The following is a 26,040-nucleotide window of genomic DNA, read 5'->3' as shown; positions in this document are numbered from 1 at the left end:
CCGTTTACCCGATTGACAGTAATGCACAGGGGAGTTGGACATGGGAAAAAGAGCGGACTGCATCACCGGCCATAATAACAGCGATTAAATTGAAACGCATATGAAAAGAACAGGATTTATTTTAAGTCTGGTGGCTGCAGGCGCGTTGCTGGTGAGCAGTTGCAGGAAGGACCCGCTTAACGACATGACGGCTGAAGAATCCCGTATTTATGTTACGAATTATGATGAGCAGGCCAATTTCTCTTCTTACAAAACTTTCAGCATAGTGGATTCTGTTGCGGTGCTCAGTAACCGCGAAGGCGCCATAAAAGAACTGACCTCCTACGACCAGAGCCTTCTGGCCACCCTCAAAGCCTCCATGCAGGCGCGTGGTTATACCCTGGTGGATAAAAACGCGAAGCCTGACCTGGCGATGAACGTCACCCGGATAGACAACACTACTACTTCCGTGGGCTACAACCCCGGCTATTGGTCCGGCTGGCCCGGCTACTGGGATACCGGCTATTGGGGCTATCCAGGCTGGGATTACTGGTTCCCGGGCTATTACACGGTGTTCCGTTACAATGAAAAATCAGTAGCGGTAGACCTTGTGGACCTGAAGAACGCCAGCCCCGGCCACGACAACAAACTCACCGCAGTATGGAATGCCCAGCTGCGCGGCACCGGCGTGTGGAACGGCAACAACCTGGATACTATGCTCAAGGCCATATTCGACCAGAGCCAGTACCTGAAAACGTCTAATTGATTGGTGTAAAGTTTAAAACGAAGAAACATGAAAAGTATCAAAGCAATCATACTCGTGCTGATCGGTTCGCTGGGCGTAAGCAGTGCTTTTGCGCAAAGCAGGCCGCCCCTGTCCGTGAACCTCAACTACTCCATTGCGCAGCCGCTGGGCTCCCTCAGCGACTACGCCAAGAATACCAGCTTCCGCGGCTGGAGCCTCGGGTTCCAGTACGCGCTGAACGACCGCCTGAGCCTCGGCCTCAAAACAGGTTTCAGCGATTTTTATGAAAGAGTTCCCCGCGCTGTGTATCCCGGTAAAGGAGAAGACGTAAGCGCTGTGCAGACGCGCACAATGCAAACCATTCCCATCCTTGCCACCGCTCAGTACAACCTGGCTTCCCCCGAAGCAAGGGTGATCCCTTACGTAGGCCTGGGCGTGGGTACGGCGAATATGAACTACGAAAAATACTGGGGCGAGTTCGTGGAGAAGGAAAATAAATGGGCCTTCCAGGTGAGCCCGGAATTGGGCGTCAACGTGCCCTTCGGGAAATATTCACCGTTTATGCTGAACGCCGGCGTGCAGTATAATTACGCGCCTTTTAAAGTGAATGAGATCTCAAATTTCAATTCGATACAAGCAAATATTGGAGTGAAGTTCCATATCCAGTAACCACAATTAACGGAACATGTGAGAGTGAGGGGCTGCATTGGGCGGCCCCATTTTTTTTTACCGCTGTTCAAAGAAACCTTCGGAATATTTTTCACGCACCTGCCCGTCCGCATCTTTGTAGATATAGAATGCGCCGAGGTTCAGCCGGGGATGGTCGCGGACGAATTCAAGCCCTTTGTCTACCCCGAGCAGGATGAGCGCATTATCATATGCGTCTGCTGTAATGGCGTCGGGTGCGGTAACGGTTACGGTGATGATGTTGTTATGAATGGCTTCGCCGGTGCGCGGGTTGATGGTATGCGCAAAGCGGGTGCCGCCTTCGTCGAAGAAGCGCTGGTAATTGCCGCTGGTGGCCACCGCGCCGTTGGTCATCATCAGCAGGTTCTGCGCCCCGCCGCCGGGCTGCAGCCTTTCAATGCCTATGCTCCAGGGTTTCCCCTGTTCATTGTTGCCCAATGCCACCAGTTCCCCGCCTACATCCACGAGGTAATTGGAGATGCCCCGGGAGAGCAGGAATTTGGCGATCACATCGGAGGTGTAGCCCTGCGCAATGCCGTTGCAGTCTATTTCCACGCCCGGTTGTTTTTTGATCAGGTAACGGGAGCGGAGTGTAAGGTTCTGGTAATCTACCTGCCGCAGCGTGCGCCGGATGGCGTCTTCTGAGGGTTTGCCGTTGTTGTGGCGCACTACGCCGAAGCCCCAGAGGTCCACGAGCGGTTTCACGGTGATGTCGAACAGGCCGTCTGTAATGCGGGAAACCTCCTGCGCTTTTTTCACCACGATGCGCATATGATCGTCCATCATTATTTTATCGCCCTTGTTGAAGCGGTTGATCAGCGAGCTGGGAACATACAGGGAAAGGGAGCGGTCTATCTGCCGGAAAATGGCTTCTATCTCAGGTTGCAGCGAAACGGTGTCGCGGCCCAGGTATTTCACCACGTAATAAGTGCCCTGCGCCTTGCCGGAAATGGTCATGGCCCTTTGCGCGGATGCACTAACGGTGAAGCATATACTAAGCAGCAATAATATCTCCTTCATAGGTACAAGTTAATAAATCATCAGGAAAATGCATTCTGGCCGGTAATATCCATGCCGGTGATGAGGAGATGTATTTCGTGGGTGCCTTCGTAGGTGATGACGCTTTCGAGGTTCATCATGTGCCGCATGATGGGGTATTCACCGGAAATGCCCATGGCGCCTAATATCTGCCGGGCTTCCCGCGCAATGTGGGTGGCGGTTTCGCAGGCATTGCGCTTGGCCATGGATATTTGCTCGGGCGTGGCTTTGTCCTCGTTCCTGAGCACGCCCAGCCGCCAGTTGAGCAGCTGTGCCTTGGTAATATCGGTGATCATTTCCGCCAGTTTTTTCTGTATCAGCTGGAACCCCGCGATGGGCCTGCCGAATTGCACCCGTTCTTTCGCGTAGCGGAGGGCGGTATCGTAGCAATCCATCGCCGCGCCGATGGCGCCCCAGGCAATGCCGTACCGGGCGCTGGAAAGGCAGGAGAGGGGCGCTTTGAGGCCGGAGGCGAGCGGCAGGATATTGGTTTTCGGCACCCGCACGTTGTCCATCACCAGTTCGCCGGTGGCGCTGGCGCGCAGGCTCCATTTGTTGTGCGTCTCGGGCGTGGAAAAGCCTTCCATGCCCCGCTCCACGATCACCCCGCGTACTTTTCCCTCGGGGTTTTTGGCCCAAACGAGAGCAATGTCCGCAAAGGGCGCGTTGGAGATCCACATTTTGGCGCCGTTGAGCAGGATGTGGTCGCCGTCGTCATCAAAATAAGTGAGCATGCCGGCAGGATTGGAGCCGAAATCCGGCTCGGTGAGGCCGAAGCAGCCCATGATCTCCCCGGTGGCCATTTTGGGCAGGAAACGGGCTTTCTGCTCGTCGCTGCCGTAGGCGAAAATAGGGTGCATCACGAGGGAGCCCTGTACGGATGCGGTAGACCTCACCCCGCTGTCGCCCCGTTCCAGTTCCTGCATCATCAGGCCGTAGGAGATATAATCCAGTCCGCCGCCGCCATATGCCGCCGGGATGGTGGGGCCAAAGCATCCCAGCTCTCCCAGCTCGCGCAGGATGTGGGTGGGAAAGGCGGCGCGCTGGCAATAGTCGTCTATCACGGGGGAGACGGCTTTTTTTACCCATTCCCGCACCGAGGCGCGTACGAGCCGGTGTTCTTCGGTAAGCAGTTCGTCGAGTTGATAATAGTCGGGCGATTGAAACAGGTCCTGGTGCATGGGCAACGATTTTGTGTCGGCTTCTAATTTACGGAATTACACCAAAGTTGCTACCTTCGGCACACAAATCCGACGTGTATGGCCAAACTGATGCCTGTCTTCCTGCTGGCGGTGTTCCTGACTTTCGTGATCGCCAGTTTTTCTTCCAGGACATTGCGGTTCAAATCAGCAGAAAGCCACCCTGTAGCCGGGATAGATGCCGCGCGGCAGGTGGAAGTGAAGCAGTACTGGATGGTTTTCCTGGAAACCGGGCCGCATCACAGGCAGAATCCTGCCGCCACCGCGCTGATCCAGGAGAAGCATATGGCGGGTATCAGGAAAATGGCGGCGGACGGGAAACTGCTGGTGGCAGGGCCTTTCGGCGGCGGTGGCGATGGCCTTCGCGGGATCTTCATCCTGGATTGTAAAGACAGCCTGGAAGCTGTTTCCCTCATCAATGCGGATACCGCGGTGATCACGGGGAGATTAAAATACACGATCAAGCCCTGGTGGACGGTGAAGAATTGCCTGTTCAGGTAGGGAAGGCGTTTGTTTTTCGATGTAAAAAGCGCCCTGCAACATGCTTCGCGGCAGTAATTTCTTTCAGATCTGCACTGCTTTCGCGTGAAAAGTGATGCATCAGGTAAAGCGCTTTGCCGCTGTAATTTCTTTTGCAGTTTTTTCCGCTTTCCATAAAAAAAGCGCCCTGCCAGGCAGAGCGCTCCGGGTATAATGAATTCTTTTCTTACAGGTATCCCGCCATTTCTTCCTGCAACTGCAGCGCGGCAGCGCGTGCATCGTCCGCAAATTTTTCGTCATTTCCCGCATAGATCACGGCACGGCTGGCGTTTACAAGCAGTCCCACTTCTTTGTTCATTCCTTTTTCAGAAATGTCCTTAAGACTGCCTCCCTGCGCGCCCACGCCGGGAACGAGGAAGAAATGATCCGGCAGTATTTTCCGGATATCCGCTACCATACCGGCATGCGTGGCCCCGACCACGAACATCATATTGTCCGGCGAGCCCCATGAAGCGGCGGTGCGCATCACATTTTCGTAGAGTTTCTCATTTTTCAGCGGCTGCATCTGGAAATCGGCGCTGCCCGCATTAGAGGTGAGCCCCAGCACGATCGCCCATTTTTCATGGAACTCCAGGAAGGGCTGCACGCTGTCGTGCCCCATGTAAGGCGCCACGGTCACGGAGTCAAAGCCGTATGTTTCGTAGAAGGTCTTTGCGTAATAGGAAGAAGTGTTGCCGATATCGCCGCGTTTGGCGTCTGCAATGGTAAAGATCTCCTTCGGGATGTATTCCACGGTGCGTTGCAGGCTCTCCCAGCCGCGGATGCCCTGGCATTCGTAAAATGCCGTATTGATCTTGTAAGCAACGCAAAGGTCTTTCGTAGCGTCAATGATGGCCTTGTTGAAGGCAAACATCGGGTCGGGGTGGGAAAGCAGGTGTTTGGGGATCTTGTGGATGTCCGTATCCAGTCCGATACATAAATACGACTTCCTGTCCCTGATAAGCTGCACCAATTCCTGTCTATTCATAGTGTGATTTGCAATTAGCAGCGAATTTCCGGCATTTTTACCAAATCCCCATTTTGATTTTCCGATTTAAGTGCTTATTTTTTGACCTGCCACGATATAGAAAAACTTAGAATTCCATGAAATTATCTGCATTGTTTTTCCTGTTACTCGCTACTATCCTGCCTTTTTTGCAATCGAATGCACAGGGAGTGCAGTTGCCAAAGATCGGCGTAGCCACTTCTTTTGACAACGACAGCCTGCTGAGCAGCGCCGGTTACAGCTATATCGAGGAATCCGCCCGCAAGCTGCTGGCCCCCTCCGTACCCGATTCCACCTACCGCCGCCAGCTGGCGCGCCTGCGGAGCATGAAGCTGGAAGTACGTTCCTGTAACCTTTTCCTCCCCGGTACCATGCGGCTTATCGGGCCGGGCGCCGCGAGTGAAAAAGAAATATTGGGGTATGTGGACACGCTCATGTTCCGCGCCCGCGAAGCCGGCATCAAGCTCATCGTGTTTGGCAGCGCCGGTTCCCGCAAGCTCCTGGATGGTATGGACCCGGAAACCTCTCTCCGGGAGCTGATCGTCATCTGCCGCAAAATGGCGAAAGTGGCGGCGAAATACGACCGTATCATCGCCATAGAGAACCTGAACAGGTCCGAAGACAACTTTATCAATTCCCTGGAGATCGTTACCCGCATCGTAAAAACCGTGGACCATCCCAATTTCCGGCTCACCGCGGATATTTTTCATATGAAGCGGGAAGGCGAAAACCCGGAGCTTATCGTAAAGGCTGCGCCCTGGCTGGTGCATTGCCACATCGCTGAAAACGAAGGCCGCCGCGCCCCCGGCACTGCGAAAGAGGATTTTATCCCCTATCTCGCCGCATTAAAAAAGGCCGGCTTCAAAGGCCGCATCACCATCGAGTGCAGCTGGAAGAACATGGCGGAGGAATGCAGGCCGGCGCTGGTCTACCTGCAGCAGCAACTTGAAGCAGCCTATAAATAATCATCATACTCACAACAACAAAAAAACGATCAATATGACTGAAGTTAAAAAGGACCGCCGCGAATTCCTGAAGCTTTCCCTGATGGGTGGCGCAGGCGTTGCCCTGAGCGCAATGGGAATGCCGGCCAGCAGCTACGCCCGCATCATTGGCGCCAACGACAGGGTGAACGTAGGCGTGGTTGGTTTTTCAGACCGTTTCCGCCAGGCCCTCATGCCCTGCTTTATGGGAAACCGGAAAGAACTGAATTTCGATATCGTGGCTGTTTCAGACATCTGGAACAGGAGAAGGGAAGAAGGCAAGGCTGCCCTTGAAAAAGAGCTTGGCCACAGCGTACAGGCCTGTATGAACAACGACGAACTGTATAAGATCAAAGATATCGACGCGGTGATGATCGCCACGGCAGACTTCCAGCATGCGTTTCATACCATCGAAGCCGTAGGCAACAAAAAAGATGTGTACTGCGAAAAACCTTTCGCTGAAACCATGGAAGACGCGCGCAATGCGCTCAAAGCTGTGAAGGCCTCCGGCAAGGTGTTCCAGGTGGGCACGCAGCGCAGGAGTGGTCCCAGTTACCATTCCGCCGCGAAATTCATACAGGATGGAAAGTTCGGTCCCATCACCATGGTGGAAATGACCTGGAATGTAAACCAGCCCGGCCGCTGGCGCAGGCCTGAACTGACGAAGAGCATCAAAGAATCCGATGTGGATTGGCAACGTTTCCTCTGCACCCGTCCCAAAGACAGCTGGGATCCGCGCAAATACCTTGAATACCGCCTCTTCTGGCCTTATTCCTCCGGCATTTTCGGCCAGTGGATGACGCACCAGATAGACACGGTACACTGGTTCAGCGGCCTCAAACACCCGCGCAGCGCAGTGGCCAACGGCGGCATCTACCAATGGAAAGACGGCCGCTCTAACCCGGATACACTCACCGCTGTGTTCGACTATGGTCCGTCCAATGATCCATCCAACGGCTTCCAGGTGGTGTACAGCTCGCGCTTCCACAACTCTGCCGGCGGTACCAAGGAGCTGTATTATTCCAACGGCGGCATGATCGATATGAGCACTAATAAGATCAGTCCTACCGGCGGCCTGCGCGAAAGGGAAGCCAAAGAGATGGGCATGCAGGCAAATCTCCTTCCTGAAATGGATCTCAGTAAAACGGCTGCTGCCGTGGAAGCGGGCGCCAACACCGGTGGGGATTCGACCACTTACGCCCACGTCCGCAACTGGATGGAGTGTGTAAGAAAACAGGACGTAAAAACAAACGCGCCGATCGAAGCGGCCTATTCCCACTCCATCGCGCTGATCATGGGAACAGCGGCCTACAGGACCGGGCTGAAAGCCACTTTCGATGAATCCAAACAAGATGTGGTTGTAGGGGGGAAAGTGTTTACGCTGTAAGCGCCGGGCGTGCATGCATACTTTGAAAAAATAAACTGGGCTTTGTTCTTTCGGGGCAGTGGGCTCAGGATTTTTTCAAAGTATGCATGCACGCCCTCTTCCTATTTTGGGACTGCGTTTGAAAGGTATAGTGTTTTGTTTCTTCACTTTTTTTATTTCCGCTGCGATCTCTGGGCTAGGAGAATTTTTTACTGCGATTGAAAGTTAATTTGTTTTGTTTCTCCTCTTTTCCATTTCTGCTGCGATCTCTATTGCCTGTGTATCTCCGCTTTCTTTCAGGTGGCTGACCACGCTTGCATGATCCCTGTCGTTTTTATTCTGGCTTAGTTTGAAGCGGGTGTCTACCCGGTCGATGCTGATCTCGAAGCCGGTGATCGCTTTCAGGTTGTTGCGCAATTCTTTTTCACTGATGTCTGAAATGCTTACGGGATGGGCGCTTGCGGCTTCGTATTTGTTCATCAGTGCTGTGAGGGATGCGATCAGTTCTTCGTCGCTTTGGATGCGGAGCTTGCCGTATACGTGTACTGCAATGTAATTCCAGGTGGGGATTTTATCTTTTTCGTACCAGGAAGATGAAATGTAGGCATGCGGGTCTGTAAATACCACCAGGAAGGTCTGGCCGCCGGCGAAGGTGCTTGTTTGTGTATTGGCGTTAGCGATGTGGCCGCGCAGTACGTATTCGCCGGGGGATTTTTCTTCCAGTTCTACCGGGAGATGTGTGCCGGTGGGCAAACCATTCTCTACACTGATAAGCAGCGCGAAGCTGTGCCTGCGGATGAAGTCTGCGATGGTATTCCAGTCTTTTTCCTGGTGATAGTTGGGAGCGTACATTTTTTTACTATTTTGTATTTAGTTGCTAAAAAAATACCTGTACTATGAAAGATTTACTGGATATGGACGCTGTTGTCCAAACGGCCCCGGAGTACCCGGTTCTCCTGAAAAGGATTCAATCCACTTTTGCCGACTTTCTCGTGATCGTACTGTTGATGCTCATGGCGTCCAAGCTGCTGGAAGCCTTGGGGGAAGGGGCGCCGGCATGGATCAATGTCGTCCTCTTTTTCGTGATCTGGGGAGTATACGAACCGTTCTGCACTTCGTATGCCTGTACGGTGGGCAATCTACTGGCCGGCATCAGGGTGAGGGATGTTACAAATCCGGGAAAGAAGATCGTGATCTGGCGCGCTTACATCCGGTATGTACTCAAAACCTGCCTGGGCTGGTTGTCTTTCATTACTATTCATTCCAATCCCTAACGCCGCGCCATTCATGACCTCGGCGCCGGGAGTGTAATGATTATGAAAAGAGCTTAAACCAGTATCTCTACGATCTTCGTTGGTTCGATGTTGGCATTGCGCATGGCGATGCTGCGGGCGGTGGCGCTTGCGAAATCTGCGAATGCATGTTTTGTTACGGCATCGTTGCCTGCCACTGCGGGCACGCCTTCGTCGCCGCCTTCGCGGATGCTCTGCACCAGCGGTATCTGGCCCAGGAAGGGGATCTCCAGCTCATCGGCCAGTCTTTTCCCGCCTTCTTTACCAAAGATGTAGTATTTATTTTCCGGCAGTTCGGCGGGTGTGAAATAGGCCATATTCTCCACCAGGCCGATGATCGGCACGCGGATCTGCGGGCTGCTGAACATGCTGATGCCTTTCTTGGCGTCCGCCAGGGCAACGTCCTGGGGGGTGGTCACGATCACTGCGCCGGTGACAGGCACGGTTTGCACCAGTGTAAGGTGAATGTCGCCGGTGCCGGGCGGCATGTCTATGATCAGGTAATCCAGCTCATCCCAGTACACATCGCTCACGAATTGTTTGAGGGCGCTGCTGGCCATGGGGCCGCGCCATACGATCGCCTGTTTTTCATCCACCAGCAAGCCGATAGACATGAACTTGATGCCGTATTTTTCCATGGGAACGATCATGCCTTTGCCTTCCACGTTCACCATCATGGGCCGCTCGCCGCGTACACCGAACATAATGGGAACGGAGGGACCGTAAATGTCTGCGTCCATCAGGCCCACTTTTGCACCGTCTTCTGCCAGCGCGAGGGCCAGGTTGGCCGCCACGGTGGATTTACCCACGCCGCCTTTGCCGGAGGCCACCATGATGATATTTTTAACGTTCGGGAGCAATGCCTTGCCGTCTTTGCGGTTGGAGCTCACGTTCGCGGTCATTTTAACCTCTACTTCCGCCTCCTTGCTCACCAGGTGAATGATCGCGTTCACACAGGCGTTTTTTATCATTTCCTTCAGCGGGCATGCCGGGGTAGTGAGTACTACCGTAAATTTTACTTTATTGCCGTCGATCTCAATGTCCTTCACCATGTTGAGCGTCACCAAATCCTTGCCCAGATCGGGTTCTTCCACATTCGACAGTGCCTCGAGGACCTTTTCTTTTGTGATCATAAATTGATGTTAAAATTGTTTCCGATCTGCAAAGTTAACCTAAAATGATGTTTAATTTGTTGGTTTTATATTCGTGTTTCCGGGAGGTAACATATATCTTAGTACCTGCATGCATAAGAAACTGATCATACTATTTTCCCTGCTGTTCCTGCCGTTTTTGCTCAAAGCACAATTGAAAGCATTCAAAGACAGCATTATACAGATTTCTGGTATTACCATGACGGCGGACAGCCTGCGTGCCATCCCGGCAGTAAGTATCCTGGTGAAAGGGCAGAACCGTGGCACCATTTCCAACAGCCAGGGCGTTTTCTCCATCGTGGCCTTTAAAGGCGATACCCTGCTTTTCAGCGCCGTAGGCTTCCGGAAAAAAGATTATAAGATTCCCCTGGAATTGCCCGGCAACAGCTATTCCCTGATCCAGCTCATGACGGAAGACACGATGTACCTCGCTGAAACCGTGATCCATCCCTATCCCAACCGCCGCGAATTCGAAAAGATGTTCGTGAATATGGACATCCCGAACGATATGTACGAAATAGCCCGCAAGAACAACGAGCAGGCCAAACTGCGCGCCATGGCCCGTTACATACCGGTAGACGGCGGCGGGGCCTACAACGTGTTCATGCAAAAGCAGCAGCAATCCCTTTATTACGCGGGGCAAACGCCGCCGCAGAATATCTTCAACCCGCTTGCCTGGGCGCAATTCATCGAATCCTGGAAACGGGGTGATTTCAAAAGGAAGGACTGATTCCTACCGGCATTTCCACCCGGCTTAAATTGTTTATCACAAAGGCTTTCACAGCATTGGCGCAGACCGGTGCGGCACGGAACCTGTTTTTCCTTAAATTGCCGGATCATTGAAATCACCAAAATAGATCTTCTTATGCAGAAAGTAGCTGTGATCGGCGCGGGCACTATGGGCAACGGGATTGCCCACGTATTTGCCCAGCATGGTTTTTCCGTTCACCTCATCGATGTATCGCAACCCGCGCTGGATAAAGCGTTGGACACCATTATCCGGAACCTCAACCGCCAACTCTCCAAAGAAACCATCACAGAAGCGGATAAACAGCAAACCATTTCCAACCTCCACACCTTTACCAGCCTGGCCGCGGGCGTGCAGAATGTGGACCTGGTAGTGGAAGCCGCCACGGAAAACGTGGAGCTGAAGCTGAAAATATTCCGCGAGCTGGACGAACATACCGGGCCGGAAGTGATCCTGGCCAGCAATACTTCTTCTATTTCCATCACCAAAATTGCCGCTGCTACCAAAAAGCCGGGCAAAGTGATCGGCATGCATTTCATGAATCCCGTGCCGGTTATGAAGCTGGTGGAGATCATCAACGGCTACGCTACTGAAAAAGCGGTAACGGAATACATCACGGAACTCTCTCAAAAACTCGGCAAAGTGCCCAGCGTGGCGAATGATTATCCCGGTTTTATTGCCAACCGCATTCTCATGCCGATGATCAATGAGGCGATCTACACGCTCTACGAAGGCGTAGGCGGCGTGGAAGAGATCGATACGGTGATGAAGCTGGGCATGGCCCATCCTATGGGACCCTTGCAGCTGGCGGATTTCATCGGGCTGGACGTTTGCCTGTCTATCCTCCATGTATTGTATGATGGCTTCGGCAACCAGAAGTACGCGCCCTGCCCGCTGCTGGTAAACATGGTGACCGCCGGCTATCTCGGCGCCAAAAGCGGCGAAGGGTTTTACAAATACGTTGCCGGCAGTAAAGACCTGGTGGTGAGCGAGCGTTTTCTCTGATAACGTTTTTCAACCTGCGTATTTTTCCCGGTATTCTTTGGGGGAAAGGCCTACGATCTTCCGGAAGAGCTGCCGGAAGGCTTTTGCGTCTTCATAACCGGTCTGCATCATGACGCCGGTGATATTTTCCTGTTTTTGTTCAAGCATTTTTTTGGCCGCTTCGATGCGCAGGCGTTGCAGGTATTCGATAGGGGTAACGCCGGTGGCTATTTTAAAACGGCGGATAAAATTGCGGCGGCTCACGGGCAGCCCGCGTATCACTTCTTCAACGGTCAGCCGGTCGCGGAAGCGGTCTTCCATTCTTTGCTGCGCCTCACTCACCAACTCGTCGCAATGCTCGCGCGAGGGCGACCAGTTGGCGAAATAGGACTGCTGCGCACGGTCCATGTCGATCGCAAAAACTTTGGCGGTATGAATGGCCGTGTTCCTGTTGCAATATTTCTCCAGGATATGCAGCAGCAAATGGAAAGTAGACGTAGCGCCGCCGCTGGTGTAAATGCCATTGTCATCGGTCACCACCACATTCGGGTCCACGATCACATCGGGGTATGCCCGGGCAAGGTCTTTAACGGCTGTAACATGGGAAGTGGCCCGCTTGTTCCTGAGCAGCCCGGTAGCGGCCAATAAAAAAGCGCCGGTGCAGAAGCTGGCCACTTCAGCCCCTTTGTCTGCCTGCTGGCGGATCCAGGCTATAAAGCCGGCGTTTTCCCGCACGTACGCGGAAATGTCGCCGCTGACGAAAGCGGGTATCAGCACAAGGTCCGACTGCTGCACTTCGCGCAAAGGCACAGGCTGGTACATGTCGTGGAAAGAAGGAGCCTGGGTGCCGCCTTCCAGGGCCACCAGCCTGATGTCGAAGAACGGGTGGCCGGCATGCTCCTGGTAATAAAGATTCACTGTCTGAAATACATCCAGGATGGCTGCGATACTGATCGGACGGTAATGCTGGCTGAGGATTACAGAGAGCTTTTTCATAATTAGGTGAAATGGCTTAGCAAGATACTAAAAATTTTGGCATAAATGACCGGGGAAATTGACCCTTCTATCCTCGAAGTTTCCTTGTAATGCTTTGTAAATAAAAAAAGGCCGGTCTCCTTAAGACCGGCTTTCCTGTTATGTTTCGAGTGGTTTGGTAAATTCATGGCCGCAATATGCGCAATGGGTCAAGCCCGCCTGTTTGCCGCTCGTGGCCCCGCAGGCCGGGCAATTCCGGTTTGGCGGTGGCGGCTGGCCCTGAGGCGGGTCCAGCTTCAGTTTGTCAATGATGTCCAGCGGTTTATTGCTTTCTTCTGTCATACCATACAATTTTTCTGGTGGTTCTTAAATTCTTCTGTGCGTATTAAAGCTGCCTGTAAGATCTTGCCGCCCCTGAATTAACGGATATAAATATAATAAAAACCTTTAAAATGAAAATGGGATGGATGAATGGTAATCTCCCAAAAAAAGATTTAATCCGTACATTTATGCACTATGCCATGAGGCTTTAAATGGATTCATGCTGAAAAAAACGTTACTATACCTGCTGCTGGTATTCGCAACCCGCGCCGAAGCCCAAACCTGCACTGCGCTGGGACAAAACCCGTCCACCGCGTTCCCTGTTTGCGGCGACCAGACCTTTCTTCAGCAATCCGTTCCCATCTGCGGCACCGGTGTAGTGCCCGGGCCTGTCTGCAATACTTTCGGGGACGGGCCTCATATGGACAAGAACCCTTTCTGGTATAAATTCACCTGTTACAAATCAGGCACGCTTGGTTTCGAGATCACGCCGCTGACATTGGCGGAAGATTACGACTGGCAACTGTTCGACATAACGGGCAAGAATCCCAGCAATGTGTATACAGACCGGAGCATGTACGTGGCTATGAACTGGACGGCGGAATTTGGCGTTACGGGTGCATCGTCTGCAGGCACCCGCCTTGATGTATGCGGCGGCCCCGGTCAGCCATTGTTCAGCAAAATGCCTGAACTGGTGGAAGGGCACGAATACCTGTTGCTGATCAGCCACTTCAGCGATGGGCAAAGCGGCTACAAGCTGAGCTTCGGCGGCGGCACCGCGGAAATAATCGATCCTTTGCTGCCGGAGATCACTTCATTGAAATATGATTGCGCTTCCTATTCCATCGGCATCAAGCTGAGCAGGAAAGTACTGTGCAACAGCCTTGCCGCCAATGGCAGCGATTTCCGGCTTTCGCCGGGTGGGCCCGCCATCCTGTCTGCCAGGGGCGTTACCTGCGCCAATGGTTTCGACCTTGATTCCATCACGCTTTTCCTCGCCGGCCCGCCCGCACCGGGCAATTATACGGTCACTGTACGCAACGGCAGCGACAACAATACTTTATTCAACGCCTGCAACAAACAAATGCTCGCAGGTGAGAACATGAGTTTCTCCGTGCCGGCGTTCCCCGCGCCGCGCATGGCCACTGTCAAAACACCGCCCTGCGGGCCTGATGAAGTGGTGCTTGAATTCCCGGACGATGTCCGTTGCAGCTCCGTAGCAGCCAATGGCAGCGACTTCACCATCACCGGGCCGGCAGGCGTGACCATCGTTTCGGCGGTTACCGCCTGCGCTGCCAGCGATCTTACCAAAACCGTTACACTGAGGCTAAGCAGCCGCATCATCACGCCCGGTACCTACACCGTAAGGCTGGCGGGCAGCGTGCTCAGTGAATGCCACATTCCCAGCTTACCCGGCGGCCAGGCCACTTTCGATATTCCCCCGCAACCAGCTGTGCTGCTGAGAAGCATCCCAATGCCCGGTTGCGAGCCCGCAGCGGTAAAGGTTGGGCTGAGCATACCGGTGCGTTGCAGTTCCATAGCGGCAGACGGCAGTGATTTTATTATCCGCGGCAACAACAGCATTACCATCACCGCCGCTGCCGGCAGTTGTAACGCGAACGGTTACACGGATTCCGTGGAGCTGCGTTTTAACCGGCCGGTGCAAACAGGCGGCAGGTTTGAAATAATAACAGCCCTGGGCACCGACGGCAACACTTTATTGAGCGAATGCTGGCAACCCGCTGCCACCGGGCAGATCGCCGCTTTTAATACAGCCGATACCGTGAATGCGGATTTCTCATTCGATCTCACCTTCAATTGCAAGCTCACCACCGCGAGTTTCCATCATCATGGCAGGAACAATGTCAATTCCTGGAACTGGCTGCTGGATGGGGCGGAACCTTTCAGCATACAACACCCCGTGAAAGTATACGACAGCTTCGGCGACAAAGCCGTAACGCTGACGGTCAGCAACGGTGTATGCTCCGCGCAGAAAGACACGACCATTACCATCATCAGCGAGCTCACGGCGGATTTCAGCGTGGACTATGGCCCGTATTGCCCGCTGGAAGCCGTTCAGGCCACAGACCACAGCACAGGCAACATTATCCGCTGGACCTGGGATTATGGCAACAACGCCATTTCCTCCGGTAAAGAAGCCATCCCCATGCGTTATTTCCCGCAGTTCCGCGACCAGGATTACACCATCCGCCTGATCGTAGAAAATGACAAGAACTGCCGCGATACGGCAGAACACCGCATCAAAGCGGCGCGCAGCTGTTTCGTGGAAGTGCCCTCGGCCTTTTCGCCGAACAACGATGGCGTGAACGATTTCTTTTATCCCATCAATGCATACAAAGCAACCCAGCTCCGCCTGGCGGTGTACACCCGCGGCGGCCAGCTCGTTTTCGAAACGCACGACTTCAATAAACGCTGGGACGGCAAGATCAACGGTTCGCCCGCAGACGTGGGCACCTATGCCTGGATGCTGGAATACACGGACCAGCTGGGCGAAAAAGTGAACCGGAAAGGCACGGTAGTGCTGGTGCGGTAAGGCCCGCGGATTGTTGTACCTTAGAAGCATGAAGTATCACACACTGGGCCGTTCCCCGCTGAAAGTGAGCGAAGTGGCATTCGGCTGCATGTCCCTCGGGATGGACGATGCGGCCAATGCAACGCTTATTCACCGCGCCCTGCACCTGGGCGTCAATTTTTTTGATACAGCGGACCTTTACGATAAAGGTTTCAACGAATCCACGCTGGGCAAAGCCCTCAAAGGGAAGAGAGAGGAAGCGGTGATCGCTACGAAAGTCGGCAACGAATGGCGGGCCGATGGTTCCGGCTGGGACTGGAACCCGCGGAAAGCATACATTATCGCTTCCGTTGAAAATAGCCTGCAACGCCTGCAGACGGACCGGATAGACCTCTATCAACTTCACGGCGGCACCATCGAAGACCCGATCGATGAAACTATTGAGGCATTTGAATTACTGCAGCAACAAGGGAAAATATTGTATTACGGTATTTCTTCCATCCGCCCCAACGTGATCCGCGAGTACGCCAAACGTTCCAACATTGTTACGGTGATGATGCAATACAGCCTGCTGGACCGGCGGCCGGAGGTTTCCTGCTTCGGCGTTTTGCAGCAGCATGGCATTGGCGTGCTGGCGCGCGGCAGCCTGGCAAAAGGATTGCTTGTAAATAAACCTGCCGTGCCTTACCTGGATTACAGCCAAGCGGAAGTACAGAAGGCAAAAGAGGCAATAGAAGCCGTTTCGGAAGAGCGCAGCCCCGCGCAGACCGCGTTGAAGTATGCGTTGATGCATCCCGTAGTATCCAGCGCTGTTGTGGGGATCAGGACCATGGCACAACTGGAGGAACTGGCGGAGGAAACACCGCGGCTGAATGAAATGGAATATGAACAGCTTACTGCGTCTATCCCGGTGAAGGAATATACGCAGCATGTATAAAACGGATCGCGTCATTGCGAGGAACCGCGCGGGACTTTGTGCAGGGGCGCGACGAAGCAATCTCCAAACACAGGACATATCAATTCAAAGCAGGAGATTGCGTCGTCGCCCCACCCGCTTGGCTCTGCCGCTCCTGGCAATGACGGGCTTTTCGGCTATTTAGATTATTTCTTCAATAACCCCTGTTTCTCCAATTCACCCACCAGCGCCGCAGTGTAGCTCTTCGAAAAATCATCTACGCTATTGGGATTCATGGTGGAGGACTGCATGGAGAAAAGCAGCGTTTCACTTGCTGCGTCGTAGAGGTTGCCTTCCATGAAATAGGTTTTGTCTGTCGTGTAATACCCGGGATCGTACATCATGGGGCCCCAGTAGCTGTAATAGCCCCAGAAGTTGCCGTACCAGCCAAAGGCAGGATAGGGGCGGTAGGGGCCTGAACCGGGCACATAGCGGGTTTCACTGGTTTTGTCTACCAGCGCTACTGTGAAAATAGCATCGCAGCCCAGCTCACGCACTTTGTTGAGGATCGTTTCTTTATTGGGGATCTTGTCGCGGGTGAAATTGGGCGGGAACACGTCCGCGCTTTTAATGGCTTTATATCCTCTCGCCTGTGCGGCATTGGCAAGATTGGTTTCAATAGAATTTTTCGCATTCACATTATGCACCAGTGCGGCGATGAAAATAGACTGGTAAGTTTTTTTCGGGGCATCCGGGTTCCGGTAAAATTCCGTTACACGGGTGGTGGTGCTGCAGGCGGTTAATACTATGGAGGCGCAAAGCATTAGCCAGGATATTCTTTTCATAAGCTTGATGGTTTATAGAAAACCTAACAAGGGGAGGGCCAAAGTGTTCATTATCGGACACCTGCTGTCGCATTTCCGGACAGAACAACAGCTTGAAAGGTTGGTATCTGGTTGAATTTCAATGATATTTCCCTTAGGTATTTAATTTGACGGCCTGTAACACATGTTCAAGAACTACCTCAAAATCGCCTGGAGGAACCTGTTGAAAAACAAGACCTTCTCTTTCATCAACATCATTGGCCTGGCCATCGGGATGGCAGCCTGTATGGTGATCCTGCTGTTCGTTTCATACGAAAAGAGTTTCGACGGGATGCATACAAAGAACCTGTACCGGTTGTGTGAAGTGCAGAAGCAGGAAGGGTTGGTGGCGCCGCAGAATGTAGCGCTCAGCATGTATCCCATGGCTACCGCGCTGAAGCTGGAATACCCGGAGATCAAAAATTTCGTGCGCGTTAACCAGGGCGGGGAAATCGGGCTTACTTATAAAGACAAACGGCATTACCTCAAAAGCTCCAACTGGGTAGATTCCACTTTCTTCCGGATATTTGATTTTCCTCTCCTGGAGGGAGACAGGAATACTGCGCTCATGAAACCCGGCAGCATAGTGCTCACTAAGGACGCGGCGAAGAAGATCTTCGGAAGCGAAGACCCCATGGGCAAAACCGTGATGCGTTATTTGAATGACACGATTGCCCTGACCGTTACCGGCATCATGAATGTGCCTGCAAATTCCCATTTGCAATTCGAGGCGCTGATATCCCTGAATACGGTATATAATGCAGAATGGGAGCGGAACTGGGGTGGCAACTGGCTGGTCACCTATCTTGAGCTGGATAAAAATGCCAATATCAAAGGACTGGAAAACAAATTTCCCGCATTCCTCAAAAAATACCTGGCGGAGAATGACAACTGGAAGGGCTATGAGCTGTTCCTGCAGCCGCTTTCAGACGTTCACGCCGCATCCAATGCCATCACGCACGACTACAATAATACGCAAAAATTTGACCGCCGCTATACGTACATCTTTTCCTTTATCGCTGTGCTGATACTGGTGATAGCGTGCATCAACTTTGTGAACCTTTCCACCGCAAGGTCTGCGGAAAGGGCCAGGGAAGTAGGTATCCGCAAATCTATCGGCGCGCACCGCTCGCAGCTGGCCTGGCAGTTCATGGGCGAATCCGTAATGCTGTCGCTGATCGCGTTGGTATTTGCCGTGGCTATTGTGAAGCTGAGCCTTCCATGGGTGCGCAATTTCAGTGACCGCCCGCTGGAATTCCCTATTTTCACCAATCCCGGATTACTTATTGGATTTATAACAGGAACCATGCTGGTTGGGATCCTGGCGGGGCTTTATCCCGCCGGATACCTTTCCTCTTTCCACCCGGTGAAGGTGTTGAAAGGTTCTGTGGTAACGGGAAAGAACAAGAGCCTGCTGCGCAATTCCCTGGTGGTGGCACAATTTACCGGGGCGGTATTTCTTATCATTGCCACCGTGTTTGCCCTGAAGCAGCTGCGGTTCATGCAAACGAAAGACCGTGGCTTCAATGGCGACCAGGTGTTGCTGGTGCCGCTGGACAATGAGTCCAATTTCAAATACCAGGCCATGAAAGACGAATTGCTGGGCAGTTCGCTGATCAGTGGCGTAACCGGATCGCAGCAACGGCTGGGTAATAATCTTCACCAGTCTGGTGTGAACTTTCACGGGGACGGCCCTGTGAGAAAGCTTACCACCTCGCAGGTGATCGTGGACAAGGATTTTCTTACGTTATATAAAATACCGCTTGCAGCCGGCAGCAACTTCTCAAAGGATATATCCGCCAACGGAAAGGAGTATATCATCAATGAAACGCTGGCCCATGAACTGCTGAAGAACGAAAAGAAGGGAACTTCACTGGAATCGCTTATCGGGAAAAGGTTCGGCTTTGGGTTCATGGGGCTGGATACCGCCGGCAGGATCGTAGGTGTGGCGCGGGATTTTAACTTTAATTCCCTGCATCATAAAATAGAGACCCTGATGCTGATGAACCAGCAGGAATGGGGCTTTTCGGAAATTTCCATCCGCATCAGCGGCACCCGTACAAAAGAAGCGCTCGCTTTCATAGAATCGGTATGGAAAAAACACGTTATCAATTACCCTTTCTCTTATAGCTTCCTGGACGAACATTTTGCGCAGATATACCACTCAGATTCACAGGTAAGCAGCATCGTGACAATACTGGCTGTACTGGCCATTATCGTGAGTTGCCTGGGCCTCTTCGGCCTCGCATCTTTCGCGGCGGAGAGAAGGGTGAAAGAGATCGGGATCAGGAAAGTGCTGGGCGCTACGGTGGAGAACATTGTGGCCATGCTCAGCAAGGATTTCGTGAAGCTGGTGATCATCGCCAACCTGATCGCCTGGCCGATCGCATTTTTTGCGGTGCGCACCTGGCTGCAGGATTTTGCTTACCGGATCGATATCAGCTGGTGGATATTTATCGCAGCGGGTATCATTGCGATCTTCATCGCGCTGTTCACCGTGAGCTTCCAGGCTTTGCGGGCCGCGCGCAGCAACCCGGTGCAGAGTTTGAAAATAGATTGATCTTAATTCCTCCCGTCATTGATCACGGAAATCCGTCATTGCGAGGAGCTGCCGGGTCAGAGCGGGGGAGCGACGAAGCAATCTCTTGCATTGGGTTGACATTCCCAGTGTGTGGAGATTGCTTCGTCGCGCTTCCTGTCGCATAGAATTCCTTGCAGCTCCTCGCAATGACGGGCTTTTCCCGTAATAACGGCTACCTGCATTGCCACAACACATCGGTGAACCAGCGTTTGCTGTCATAAAAGAATTCTACCGGCCTGAAGCCGCTGCGGGAGGCCAGTTCATTGATCTCTTCCACCGTGTATTTCTGTGATATTTCCATGAATAAAGGCTCGTTGGCCGCGAAGCGGATCGTTTGACCGCTGATATGTACGGCCTGTTCTTTCAGGCTGATCAAAAAGCTCCTGCATGAGCCGGTAAGCGGATCGTAAATCGGAAAATGCTCAAACTGAGAAAGGTCGAAATCCCCGTCCAGCTCGCGGTTGATGCGTTCTAAAAGGTTTAGGTTGAAGGCGCGGGTGATGCCGGCCTTGTCGTTATACGCATCCAGTATCGTTTGCGGGTTCTTGCGGAGATCGAAGCCGATCATGAGCAGGTCGCCCGGCTGCAATTGCTGGCGCAGCCTGGTGCAGAACTGCACGGCTTCGGCCGGCGTGAAGTTGCCGATGCTGGAACCCATGAACATCACCAGTTTAGGCCGCCCGGTGAAACGCTGCGCTGCCTGGAGCATTTCCATGTATTCTCCGTTCAGCCCCTGTACCGTGAGCCCGGGCAGCTTTGCCGGCAGCGATTGTTGCAGCTGGGCGATGATATTGCGTGAAATATCGATGGGGAAATAAGTATCCATGGCGCCGGTGCGCAGCAATTCCTTCAGCAGGTGAAAGGATTTGGAGGCATCGCCCGCGCCCAGCTCCACGAGGTCGAACACGGGTGCATGCTGCCGCAGCGTTTGCGCAATTTCCCCGGCCTGGCCGCGCAGGATCTCCATTTCGCAGCGGGTGAGGTAATATTCCGGGCAATGCATGATCTGCTGGAACAATGCGTCGCCTTTGGCGTCGTAAAAATATTTGGAATGCAGCCGCTTGGGCACTTCTTTCAAACCTTCCAATACGTCTTTTTCAAATGCCGGCAGCTGTTTTTCTGAAGTGCCGGCGCTGTTATATGCCAATGCTGTTCTCATCGTTAATTTTTTTGTGGTGCTATAAAGTTTTGGCCAGCCGGATGCCTGACAGCTGCCAGCGCATGGGCGCATGGAAAAAATTCCGGTAAGTGGAGCGGCTGTGGCCTTTGGGCGTATAATCAGAGGCGCCGCGCAGCACTTTCTGGTTTACCATGAACTTGCCGTTATATTCCCCGACCGGCCCCGCTACGCGCTCAAAGCCAGGATAGGGGAGGTAGGCGCTCTCCGTCCATTCCCAGCAACGGCCCCAGCTGAACCTGTCCGCTGCCGCTTCCCATTCAAATTCTGTGGGCAGGCGCAGGCCTTTCCAGGCTGCGAATGCCGCGGCTTCGTAAAAACTTATATGATGAACGGGATCTCCAGTTCGGATGGTTTGCAGGCCGTATAACGTGTAATGCTGCCACTGGCCGTCTACCTGGTGCCAGTAAAGCGGCGCCTGTATGTTGCCATTCTTCACCCAATCCCAGCCTTCTGCATGCCAGTGCGAGAATTCGCTGTAGCCGCCGCTGCGGATAAATTCGATGTATTCGCCGTTGGTGACCAGCCCGTTGGCAATGGCATACGGTTGCAGGTATACCTTGTGGCGGCCCAGCTCGTTGTCGTAACAAAAACCGGGGCCGGAGAAGCCTGCTTCATAAACGCCTCCCGGCATTTCTGTAAAACCTTTCGGCTGCGCGGCTGCATGTTCGCTCCTGTCGTCTTCCGAATACGCGGGAAACAAGGGGTTGTGCCCCAGGATGTATTTAATATCATACCACAGCAATTCCTGGTGCTGCTGCTCATGGTTGCAGCCCAGCACAAGGATGATTTCCGCTTCGGGCGCGAGTGGCGCTTCCAGCAACTGTTCCATAGCGGAATCCACATAAGCGCGGTAACGGTAGATCTCCTCCACCGTAGGCCTGCTGAGATTGCCGCGCTGGGTGCGGATCACGCGGGCGCCCAGGCTTTCGTAATAGCTGTTGAACACGAAATTGAAATTCGGATCGTATTCGGTATAGCCCGGTAAAAAAGGTTTCAATAATAAAGTTTCAAAAAACCAGGTGGTATGGCCTAAATGCCATTTGGGAGGACTCACGAACTCCACAGGTTGTACCACATAGTCCTCTTTCTGTAGCGGGCGGCAGATGTCTTCCGTCCATTTGCGCACGTTCCTGTACTGCTGTAACAGTGACGTTGCGGCGGCAGTTGTGATCATTACTGGTCTTTTTGCGTATTCAACAATTGCGTAAGGCCGGTGATGGTGCGGATCTTCAGTTCCTCCGCTTTTCCCCTCCTCATCATTAATGCGTATGCGTTGTTAAAGCCGATGGGCTTCAGCCAGGAAAGCCTGTACTTTTCGCTGAACTGCGCCCTGACGTATTCATAAACGCTGTCTTTATTCCTCAGCTGCTCAGTGAGCGGCGATTGCAATATCACTAATAAACCTGTACCGGTATATTCGGGATAAAGGTCTATCTGGTTGTTCGTTAATGCATCAAAACAAATTTTCGTGCCACCTAATCCGGTTTTGGCATCCACCCCCAGGTCTGTATGCCCGCGGATGAGCATTTTGTACATCTCGCAAAGGATATATTGTTCGGTGAATATCTTAGACCCAATGCGGATCAGGCCTTTGTTCCCCGCGCGCGGCGGCTGCAGCAGGCCGTTTTCCTGCAGGAAGGTCCGCGCCACCTGTTCAGGGCTTTGTTTCAGGTAATCGACCTTGTAATTGAGATATGTCATCACGGAGTCGTTGATCTTCCCGGCCAGCAGGTTGAGCGCGCCTTCCAGTTCGGGAAACTGCTCCAGTGCGGCCTGGCGCACCACAGGCGCGGCGTAATATGGCGGGAAGATGAATTTGTCGTCGTCCAGTATCACGAGGTCATATGCGCGGATGCGCCCGTCGGTACTGTACCCGCTCACCACGTCGAGTTTGTTCTCGTGCAGCGCCTGGTACATCACGGCATCGTTGATCACCACGGTAGGGATGCGCAGGCCGTATATGCTTTTCAGGCCGAGGTAACCGTCCTGCCGGCCCATGAATTCAGGTGTAAAACCAGCCAGCAGCTTGCTTTTGGTAGCAGCGGGCAGCATGGCGAAACAAAGCACGGCGATACCCGCCCCGCCCAGCAGCAGCTTGTATTTCCGCCAGTTGATCTTTTGTATGCGCGACAGCAGGAAGTCGAACAGCAGGGCGAGCAGCGCGGCGGGAATGGCGCCTGCCAGGATCATGTCAGTATTATTCAGCGCAATGCCGCCGAAGATGAATTCTCCCAATCCGCCGGCGGCAATATATGCCGCCAGTGTAGCCACGCCCACGTTGATCACCGCAGCGGTACGAATGCCCGCGATCAGGACGGGCATGGCAAGGGGAAGCTCCACTTTGAAAAGCACTTGCCAGGGCGTCATTCCCATGCCCTTTGCGGCTTCTTTCACGGTAGCGTCCACCCCGGTGATGCCAGTATAAGTATTACGGATAATGGGCAGCAATGCATACAGGAAAAGCGCGAAGATGGCGGGTTTCGGGCCGATGCCCAGCAATGGTATCAGGAAGCCGAGCAGCGCAATGCTGGGAATGGTCTGCATCACGCCGGCAAAGCCCAGCACCGTGCCGGAAAGTTTTTGTCTTTTCGCGACCAGGATGCCCAGCGGCACGCCGGCAGCAATGGCAATGGCCACGCTCACCAGGGTGAGATTGATGTGCGTGAGCGTTTGCTGCAGCAGCTTGTCAGACTGCGAGGCGAGAAATGAAAAAAATCCGTTCATGGCGCTTCATATTGACCTTTCAGGAAGCTGCTTACAAATTCATTGGCCGGGCGGTCCCGCAGCTCTTCCGGGGTGCCCAGCTGCACTACTTTCCCTTTGTCCATCAGGCAAATGCGGTCGCCCAGTGCAAAGGCGTCCTGTATGTCGTGGGTGACCATGATGATGGTCTTTTCCCTGAACTCGTCCAGCTCCGCGAATTCTTTGCGGATGCGGTGGCGGGTAACGGGGTCGAGCGCGCCGAAAGGCTCGTCCATCAGCAACACCGGCGGGTTGGCCGCCAGCGCGCGGGCAAGGCCCACTCTTTGCTGCTGACCGCCGCTCAGCTCGTGCGGGAACATATGGGCGTGACTTTCACGGGCAAGGCCCAGCTTGGCGAGCAGCGCACTGGTCCTTTCATGGATGCGGTGTTTGTCCCATTTTTCCAGCCTGGGCACGATTGCGATATTTTCTTCCACGGTGTAATGCGGGAACAGGCCGGTTTGCTGCATCACGTAACCCATCTGGCGGCGGAGCAGCTCCGGCCTGAGATCGCGGGTATTGACGCCGCGGAACAGGACCTCGCCGCCGTCGGGTTCCAGCAGGCGGTTGATCATGCGCAGCGTGGTGGTTTTGCCGCAGCCGCTGGTGCCGAGCAGGATGAGGTTCTCGCCTTCCGCTACACTAAAGGAAACGTCCTGCACGGCAGGCGTGCCATTAAAATTCTTCCGGAGATGCCGTACTTCAATCATTATTGAGCGAAAGGAAAAGATTGTTTAAGGATTCTGAGAATGTGGGATGTGCGAACACGTTATCCCGTAGTTGTTCATATGTAATGCGCCCCATCATGGCCATTTGCAGTACAGACATGATCTCGCCGCCGCTGACGGACAGGATGGCGGCGCCCAGCAATTGTTTGCTGTCCGCATCTATCACCGCTTTCATCAGCCCCCGCGTTTCGCCGGTCTCTATGCCTCTTGCCACCCTGGCGAGCGGCAGGCGCGCTACTTTGATTTTAAAGCCCTGTTTCAGCGCTTCTTTTTCGGTGAGGCCTACACGGCCCAGTTCAGGATCGGTGAACATGCAATAGGGCGTTAAACGGCCTGTAATGGTCAATGCCTGGTGCTCTAAGATATTGCGGGCCACGATAAGGTGATCGTTATAGGAAATATGCGTAAAAGCCGGGCCTCCTTTCACATCTCCCAGCGCATAAACGCCGGGCGAGGAGGTCTCCAGCCGGTCATTCACTTCAATATACCCGCCGGGGCCGGTTTTGACGCCTGCGGCGGGAAGGTTCAGCGCTTCCGTGTTGGGCGATCTGCCGGCAGCCACCAGCAAGTGGCTGCATGTAATGTGTTTTTCCCCGCCGTTGTGCATCAATGTCAGCTCCGTTGTTCCGTCTAATTTACGGGATACTTTGTTAACCGCGGCATTTGTAAGAAAAGTAACATTTTCTTCTTCCAATATCTTCACAACGGAGGCTGCAACATCATCGTCCTCTTTATTCAGCGGCGAGGGGCCACGCTCTATGATGGTCACCCGGCTGCCGAAGCGGCGGAACATCTGCCCCAGTTCCATGGCGATGTATCCGCTGCCGAGTATGGCCAGGTGTGCGGGTATTTCTTCGAGATCGAGAATGGTGGTGGAAGTGAGATAACCCGTTGCTGCAAGCCCTGGTATATCAGGTATGGCAGGCCTTGCGCCGGTGTTGATGAAGATATGTTCCGCGGTGAGCGTTTCGCCGTTCACGCTGACGGTCCCGGGACCGGTGAAGGATGCGGTTCCGTATATCAGTTCAATATTCTCCTTTTTTTGCAGCGACCTTTCAATCCCCGAACGGAAACTCTCCACCACTTCATTTTTCCTTTGCATCACGGCGGCGAGCGCTACCTGTGAAGGGTCTGAAGGAATGCCGAAAGCCTGCGCCTTACGGGTAAGATAACTGAGCCGCGCCGCGGCTATCATGGTTTTGGTGGGCGTGCAGCCGTCGTTCACGCAGGTGCCGCCTGCAAAACGTTTTTCAATAAGCGCGACACTGCGGCCGGCTGCAGCGAATTTCTCCGCCAGCGGCGATCCTGCCTGGCCGGAGCCGATAATGATGGCGTCGAATGTTTTCATAAAATGATATTGCAGGCGGTAAATCTAGTATAACAGGTACGGGCTGTGCAATGTTCATACCATGGATGCTGAGGTATAGAAGATGGAACAGGAAATATACCGGACGGCCCCGCCAATATATACCGTTTGGGAAAGTACCCTTACCGGGATGAATATTATTTTACCATAAGGCCAGGG

General features: G+C 53.4%; 24 protein-coding genes. 11 read left to right on the top strand and 13 right to left on the bottom strand.

The features are described from left to right. Window positions 1-100: 100 nt before the first annotated feature. Window positions 101-745 (top strand): DUF4136 domain-containing protein, encoded by a 645-nt coding sequence (locus tag R3I13_RS13705; protein WP_346318530.1) that lies wholly within the window; start codon window positions 101-103, stop codon window positions 743-745. Window positions 746-772: 27 nt separating this feature from the next. Then, the gene (locus R3I13_RS13700) at window positions 773-1,393 is read left to right on the top strand and encodes an OmpW family outer membrane protein (RefSeq protein WP_346318529.1); all 621 of its coding nucleotides are present in this window, start codon (window positions 773-775) and stop codon (window positions 1,391-1,393) included. A 57-nt stretch (window positions 1,394-1,450) separates the two neighbouring features. On the opposite strand, the gene R3I13_RS13695 is transcribed toward R3I13_RS13700, so the two are convergent. Together R3I13_RS13695 and R3I13_RS13690 are read right to left on the bottom strand one after the other, a co-directional pair. Further along, complete coding sequence (locus R3I13_RS13695) at window positions 1,451-2,431, bottom strand: FAD:protein FMN transferase (RefSeq protein ID WP_346318528.1); 981 nt, start codon at window positions 2,429-2,431, stop codon at window positions 1,451-1,453. A 20-nt stretch (window positions 2,432-2,451) separates the two neighbouring features. After that, window positions 2,452-3,630: an acyl-CoA dehydrogenase family protein gene (locus R3I13_RS13690; protein WP_346318527.1), complete on the bottom strand. Its 1,179-nt coding sequence runs from the start codon at window positions 3,628-3,630 to the stop codon at window positions 2,452-2,454. Between the two features lie 78 nt (window positions 3,631-3,708). Here R3I13_RS13690 and R3I13_RS13685 point away from each other — a divergent pair, with 78 nt between their 5' ends. Continuing rightward, window positions 3,709-4,149, top strand: a complete 441-nt coding sequence (locus R3I13_RS13685; protein WP_346318526.1) for a hypothetical protein — start codon at window positions 3,709-3,711, stop codon at window positions 4,147-4,149. 205 nt (window positions 4,150-4,354) lie between these two features. On the opposite strand, the gene pyrF is transcribed toward R3I13_RS13685, so the two are convergent. Beyond that, window positions 4,355-5,155, bottom strand: coding sequence for an orotidine-5'-phosphate decarboxylase (pyrF, locus tag R3I13_RS13680; protein WP_346318525.1), 801 nt, complete (start codon window positions 5,153-5,155; stop codon window positions 4,355-4,357). Between the two features lie 116 nt (window positions 5,156-5,271). On the opposite strand from pyrF, the gene R3I13_RS13675 reads away from it, so the two are divergent. Then, window positions 5,272-6,138 carry a sugar phosphate isomerase/epimerase family protein gene (locus tag R3I13_RS13675; RefSeq protein ID WP_346318524.1) on the top strand — a complete coding sequence of 289 codons (867 nt, stop codon included), beginning with the start codon at window positions 5,272-5,274 and terminating at the stop codon, window positions 6,136-6,138. A gap of 34 nt (window positions 6,139-6,172) precedes the next feature. After that, window positions 6,173-7,543: a Gfo/Idh/MocA family oxidoreductase gene (locus R3I13_RS13670; RefSeq protein WP_346318523.1), complete on the top strand. Its 1,371-nt coding sequence runs from the start codon at window positions 6,173-6,175 to the stop codon at window positions 7,541-7,543. Window positions 7,544-7,747: 204 nt separating this feature from the next. On the opposite strand, the gene R3I13_RS13665 is transcribed toward R3I13_RS13670, so the two are convergent. Further along, window positions 7,748-8,374 carry an FMN-binding negative transcriptional regulator gene (locus R3I13_RS13665; protein ID WP_346318522.1) on the bottom strand — a complete coding sequence of 209 codons (627 nt, stop codon included), beginning with the start codon at window positions 8,372-8,374 and terminating at the stop codon, window positions 7,748-7,750. 44 nt (window positions 8,375-8,418) lie between these two features. Here R3I13_RS13665 and R3I13_RS13660 point away from each other — a divergent pair, with 44 nt between their 5' ends. Continuing rightward, window positions 8,419-8,796: an RDD family protein gene (locus tag R3I13_RS13660; protein WP_346318521.1), complete on the top strand. Its 378-nt coding sequence runs from the start codon at window positions 8,419-8,421 to the stop codon at window positions 8,794-8,796. 53 nt (window positions 8,797-8,849) lie between these two features. On the opposite strand, the gene R3I13_RS13655 is transcribed toward R3I13_RS13660, so the two are convergent. Continuing rightward, window positions 8,850-9,947, bottom strand: a complete 1,098-nt coding sequence (locus R3I13_RS13655; RefSeq protein WP_346318520.1) for an Mrp/NBP35 family ATP-binding protein — start codon at window positions 9,945-9,947, stop codon at window positions 8,850-8,852. 109 nt (window positions 9,948-10,056) lie between these two features. Between R3I13_RS13655 and R3I13_RS13650 the strand changes: the two genes are divergently transcribed. Beyond that, complete coding sequence (locus R3I13_RS13650) at window positions 10,057-10,695, top strand: carboxypeptidase-like regulatory domain-containing protein (protein ID WP_346318519.1); 639 nt, start codon at window positions 10,057-10,059, stop codon at window positions 10,693-10,695. A gap of 135 nt (window positions 10,696-10,830) precedes the next feature. Then, complete coding sequence (locus tag R3I13_RS13645) at window positions 10,831-11,718, top strand: 3-hydroxybutyryl-CoA dehydrogenase (RefSeq protein ID WP_346318518.1); 888 nt, start codon at window positions 10,831-10,833, stop codon at window positions 11,716-11,718. A 9-nt stretch (window positions 11,719-11,727) separates the two neighbouring features. Here R3I13_RS13645 and R3I13_RS13640 read toward each other — a convergent pair whose 3' ends face one another. Next, complete coding sequence (locus R3I13_RS13640) at window positions 11,728-12,693, bottom strand: helix-turn-helix domain-containing protein (protein ID WP_346318517.1); 966 nt, start codon at window positions 12,691-12,693, stop codon at window positions 11,728-11,730. A 138-nt stretch (window positions 12,694-12,831) separates the two neighbouring features. Beyond that, entirely contained in the window at window positions 12,832-13,014 is a 183-nt protein-coding gene (locus R3I13_RS13635) for a hypothetical protein (RefSeq protein WP_346318516.1), read from the bottom strand. 199 nt (window positions 13,015-13,213) lie between these two features. Here R3I13_RS13635 and R3I13_RS13630 point away from each other — a divergent pair, with 199 nt between their 5' ends. Together R3I13_RS13630 and R3I13_RS13625 are read left to right on the top strand one after the other, a co-directional pair. After that, window positions 13,214-15,547, top strand: coding sequence for a gliding motility-associated C-terminal domain-containing protein (locus R3I13_RS13630; RefSeq protein WP_346318515.1), 2,334 nt, complete (start codon window positions 13,214-13,216; stop codon window positions 15,545-15,547). Window positions 15,548-15,575: 28 nt separating this feature from the next. Further along, window positions 15,576-16,463 carry an aldo/keto reductase gene (locus tag R3I13_RS13625; RefSeq protein WP_346318514.1) on the top strand — a complete coding sequence of 296 codons (888 nt, stop codon included), beginning with the start codon at window positions 15,576-15,578 and terminating at the stop codon, window positions 16,461-16,463. Between the two features lie 164 nt (window positions 16,464-16,627). On the opposite strand, the gene R3I13_RS13620 is transcribed toward R3I13_RS13625, so the two are convergent. Continuing rightward, window positions 16,628-17,266, bottom strand: coding sequence for a hypothetical protein (locus tag R3I13_RS13620; protein ID WP_346318513.1), 639 nt, complete (start codon window positions 17,264-17,266; stop codon window positions 16,628-16,630). A 163-nt stretch (window positions 17,267-17,429) separates the two neighbouring features. On the opposite strand from R3I13_RS13620, the gene R3I13_RS13615 reads away from it, so the two are divergent. Next, complete coding sequence (locus R3I13_RS13615; RefSeq protein ID WP_346318512.1) at window positions 17,430-19,844, top strand: FtsX-like permease family protein; 2,415 nt, start codon at window positions 17,430-17,432, stop codon at window positions 19,842-19,844. Window positions 19,845-20,037: 193 nt separating this feature from the next. On the opposite strand, the gene egtD is transcribed toward R3I13_RS13615, so the two are convergent. Genes egtD through R3I13_RS13590 form a run of 5 tightly spaced genes read right to left on the bottom strand, consistent with a single transcriptional unit; the run spans window position 20,038 to window position 25,863 of the window. After that, window positions 20,038-21,024, bottom strand: a complete 987-nt coding sequence (gene egtD, locus R3I13_RS13610; RefSeq protein ID WP_346318511.1) for an L-histidine N(alpha)-methyltransferase — start codon at window positions 21,022-21,024, stop codon at window positions 20,038-20,040. A 19-nt stretch (window positions 21,025-21,043) separates the two neighbouring features. Beyond that, a complete protein-coding gene (gene egtB / locus R3I13_RS13605) occupies window positions 21,044-22,219 on the bottom strand; it encodes an ergothioneine biosynthesis protein EgtB (protein WP_346318510.1) in 1,176 nt (391 codons plus the stop codon). Further along, window positions 22,219-23,769, bottom strand: a complete 1,551-nt coding sequence (locus tag R3I13_RS13600) for an ABC transporter permease/substrate-binding protein (protein WP_346318509.1) — start codon at window positions 23,767-23,769, stop codon at window positions 22,219-22,221. The genes egtB and R3I13_RS13600 overlap by 1 nt, the downstream gene beginning before the upstream one ends. Then, window positions 23,766-24,497 carry an ABC transporter ATP-binding protein gene (locus tag R3I13_RS13595; protein ID WP_346318508.1) on the bottom strand — a complete coding sequence of 244 codons (732 nt, stop codon included), beginning with the start codon at window positions 24,495-24,497 and terminating at the stop codon, window positions 23,766-23,768. The genes R3I13_RS13600 and R3I13_RS13595 overlap by 4 nt, the downstream gene beginning before the upstream one ends. Further along, entirely contained in the window at window positions 24,490-25,863 is a 1,374-nt protein-coding gene (locus R3I13_RS13590) for a mercuric reductase (RefSeq protein WP_346318507.1), read from the bottom strand. Before R3I13_RS13590 ends, R3I13_RS13595 begins: the two co-directional genes overlap by 8 nt. Window positions 25,864-26,040 lie beyond the last annotated feature (177 nt).

Source organism: Chitinophaga sp. YIM B06452 (genome assembly GCF_039655965.1).
GTDB lineage: Bacteria > Bacteroidota > Bacteroidia > Chitinophagales > Chitinophagaceae > Chitinophaga.
This window is presented reverse-complemented; position numbering and strand designations above follow the sequence as displayed.

Coding starts and splice junctions, on each gene's coding strand:
- R3I13_RS13705 (WP_346318530.1), top strand. CDS start 101: ATGAAAAGAACAGGATTTATTTTAAGTCTGGTGGCTGCAGGCGCGTTG.
- R3I13_RS13700 (WP_346318529.1), top strand. CDS start 773: ATGAAAAGTATCAAAGCAATCATACTCGTGCTGATCGGTTCGCTGGGC.
- R3I13_RS13695 (WP_346318528.1), bottom strand. CDS start 2,431: ATGAAGGAGATATTATTGCTGCTTAGTATATGCTTCACCGTTAGTGCA.
- R3I13_RS13690 (WP_346318527.1), bottom strand. CDS start 3,630: ATGCACCAGGACCTGTTTCAATCGCCCGACTATTATCAACTCGACGAA.
- R3I13_RS13685 (WP_346318526.1), top strand. CDS start 3,709: ATGGCCAAACTGATGCCTGTCTTCCTGCTGGCGGTGTTCCTGACTTTC.
- pyrF (WP_346318525.1), bottom strand. CDS start 5,155: ATGAATAGACAGGAATTGGTGCAGCTTATCAGGGACAGGAAGTCGTAT.
- R3I13_RS13675 (WP_346318524.1), top strand. CDS start 5,272: ATGAAATTATCTGCATTGTTTTTCCTGTTACTCGCTACTATCCTGCCT.
- R3I13_RS13670 (WP_346318523.1), top strand. CDS start 6,173: ATGACTGAAGTTAAAAAGGACCGCCGCGAATTCCTGAAGCTTTCCCTG.
- R3I13_RS13665 (WP_346318522.1), bottom strand. CDS start 8,374: ATGTACGCTCCCAACTATCACCAGGAAAAAGACTGGAATACCATCGCA.
- R3I13_RS13660 (WP_346318521.1), top strand. CDS start 8,419: ATGAAAGATTTACTGGATATGGACGCTGTTGTCCAAACGGCCCCGGAG.
- R3I13_RS13655 (WP_346318520.1), bottom strand. CDS start 9,947: ATGATCACAAAAGAAAAGGTCCTCGAGGCACTGTCGAATGTGGAAGAA.
- R3I13_RS13650 (WP_346318519.1), top strand. CDS start 10,057: ATGCATAAGAAACTGATCATACTATTTTCCCTGCTGTTCCTGCCGTTT.
- R3I13_RS13645 (WP_346318518.1), top strand. CDS start 10,831: ATGCAGAAAGTAGCTGTGATCGGCGCGGGCACTATGGGCAACGGGATT.
- R3I13_RS13640 (WP_346318517.1), bottom strand. CDS start 12,693: ATGAAAAAGCTCTCTGTAATCCTCAGCCAGCATTACCGTCCGATCAGT.
- R3I13_RS13635 (WP_346318516.1), bottom strand. CDS start 13,014: ATGACAGAAGAAAGCAATAAACCGCTGGACATCATTGACAAACTGAAG.
- R3I13_RS13630 (WP_346318515.1), top strand. CDS start 13,214: ATGCTGAAAAAAACGTTACTATACCTGCTGCTGGTATTCGCAACCCGC.
- R3I13_RS13625 (WP_346318514.1), top strand. CDS start 15,576: ATGAAGTATCACACACTGGGCCGTTCCCCGCTGAAAGTGAGCGAAGTG.
- R3I13_RS13620 (WP_346318513.1), bottom strand. CDS start 17,266: ATGAAAAGAATATCCTGGCTAATGCTTTGCGCCTCCATAGTATTAACC.
- R3I13_RS13615 (WP_346318512.1), top strand. CDS start 17,430: ATGTTCAAGAACTACCTCAAAATCGCCTGGAGGAACCTGTTGAAAAAC.
- egtD (WP_346318511.1), bottom strand. CDS start 21,024: ATGAGAACAGCATTGGCATATAACAGCGCCGGCACTTCAGAAAAACAG.
- egtB (WP_346318510.1), bottom strand. CDS start 22,219: ATGATCACAACTGCCGCCGCAACGTCACTGTTACAGCAGTACAGGAAC.
- R3I13_RS13600 (WP_346318509.1), bottom strand. CDS start 23,769: ATGAACGGATTTTTTTCATTTCTCGCCTCGCAGTCTGACAAGCTGCTG.
- R3I13_RS13595 (WP_346318508.1), bottom strand. CDS start 24,497: ATGATTGAAGTACGGCATCTCCGGAAGAATTTTAATGGCACGCCTGCC.
- R3I13_RS13590 (WP_346318507.1), bottom strand. CDS start 25,863: ATGAAAACATTCGACGCCATCATTATCGGCTCCGGCCAGGCAGGATCG.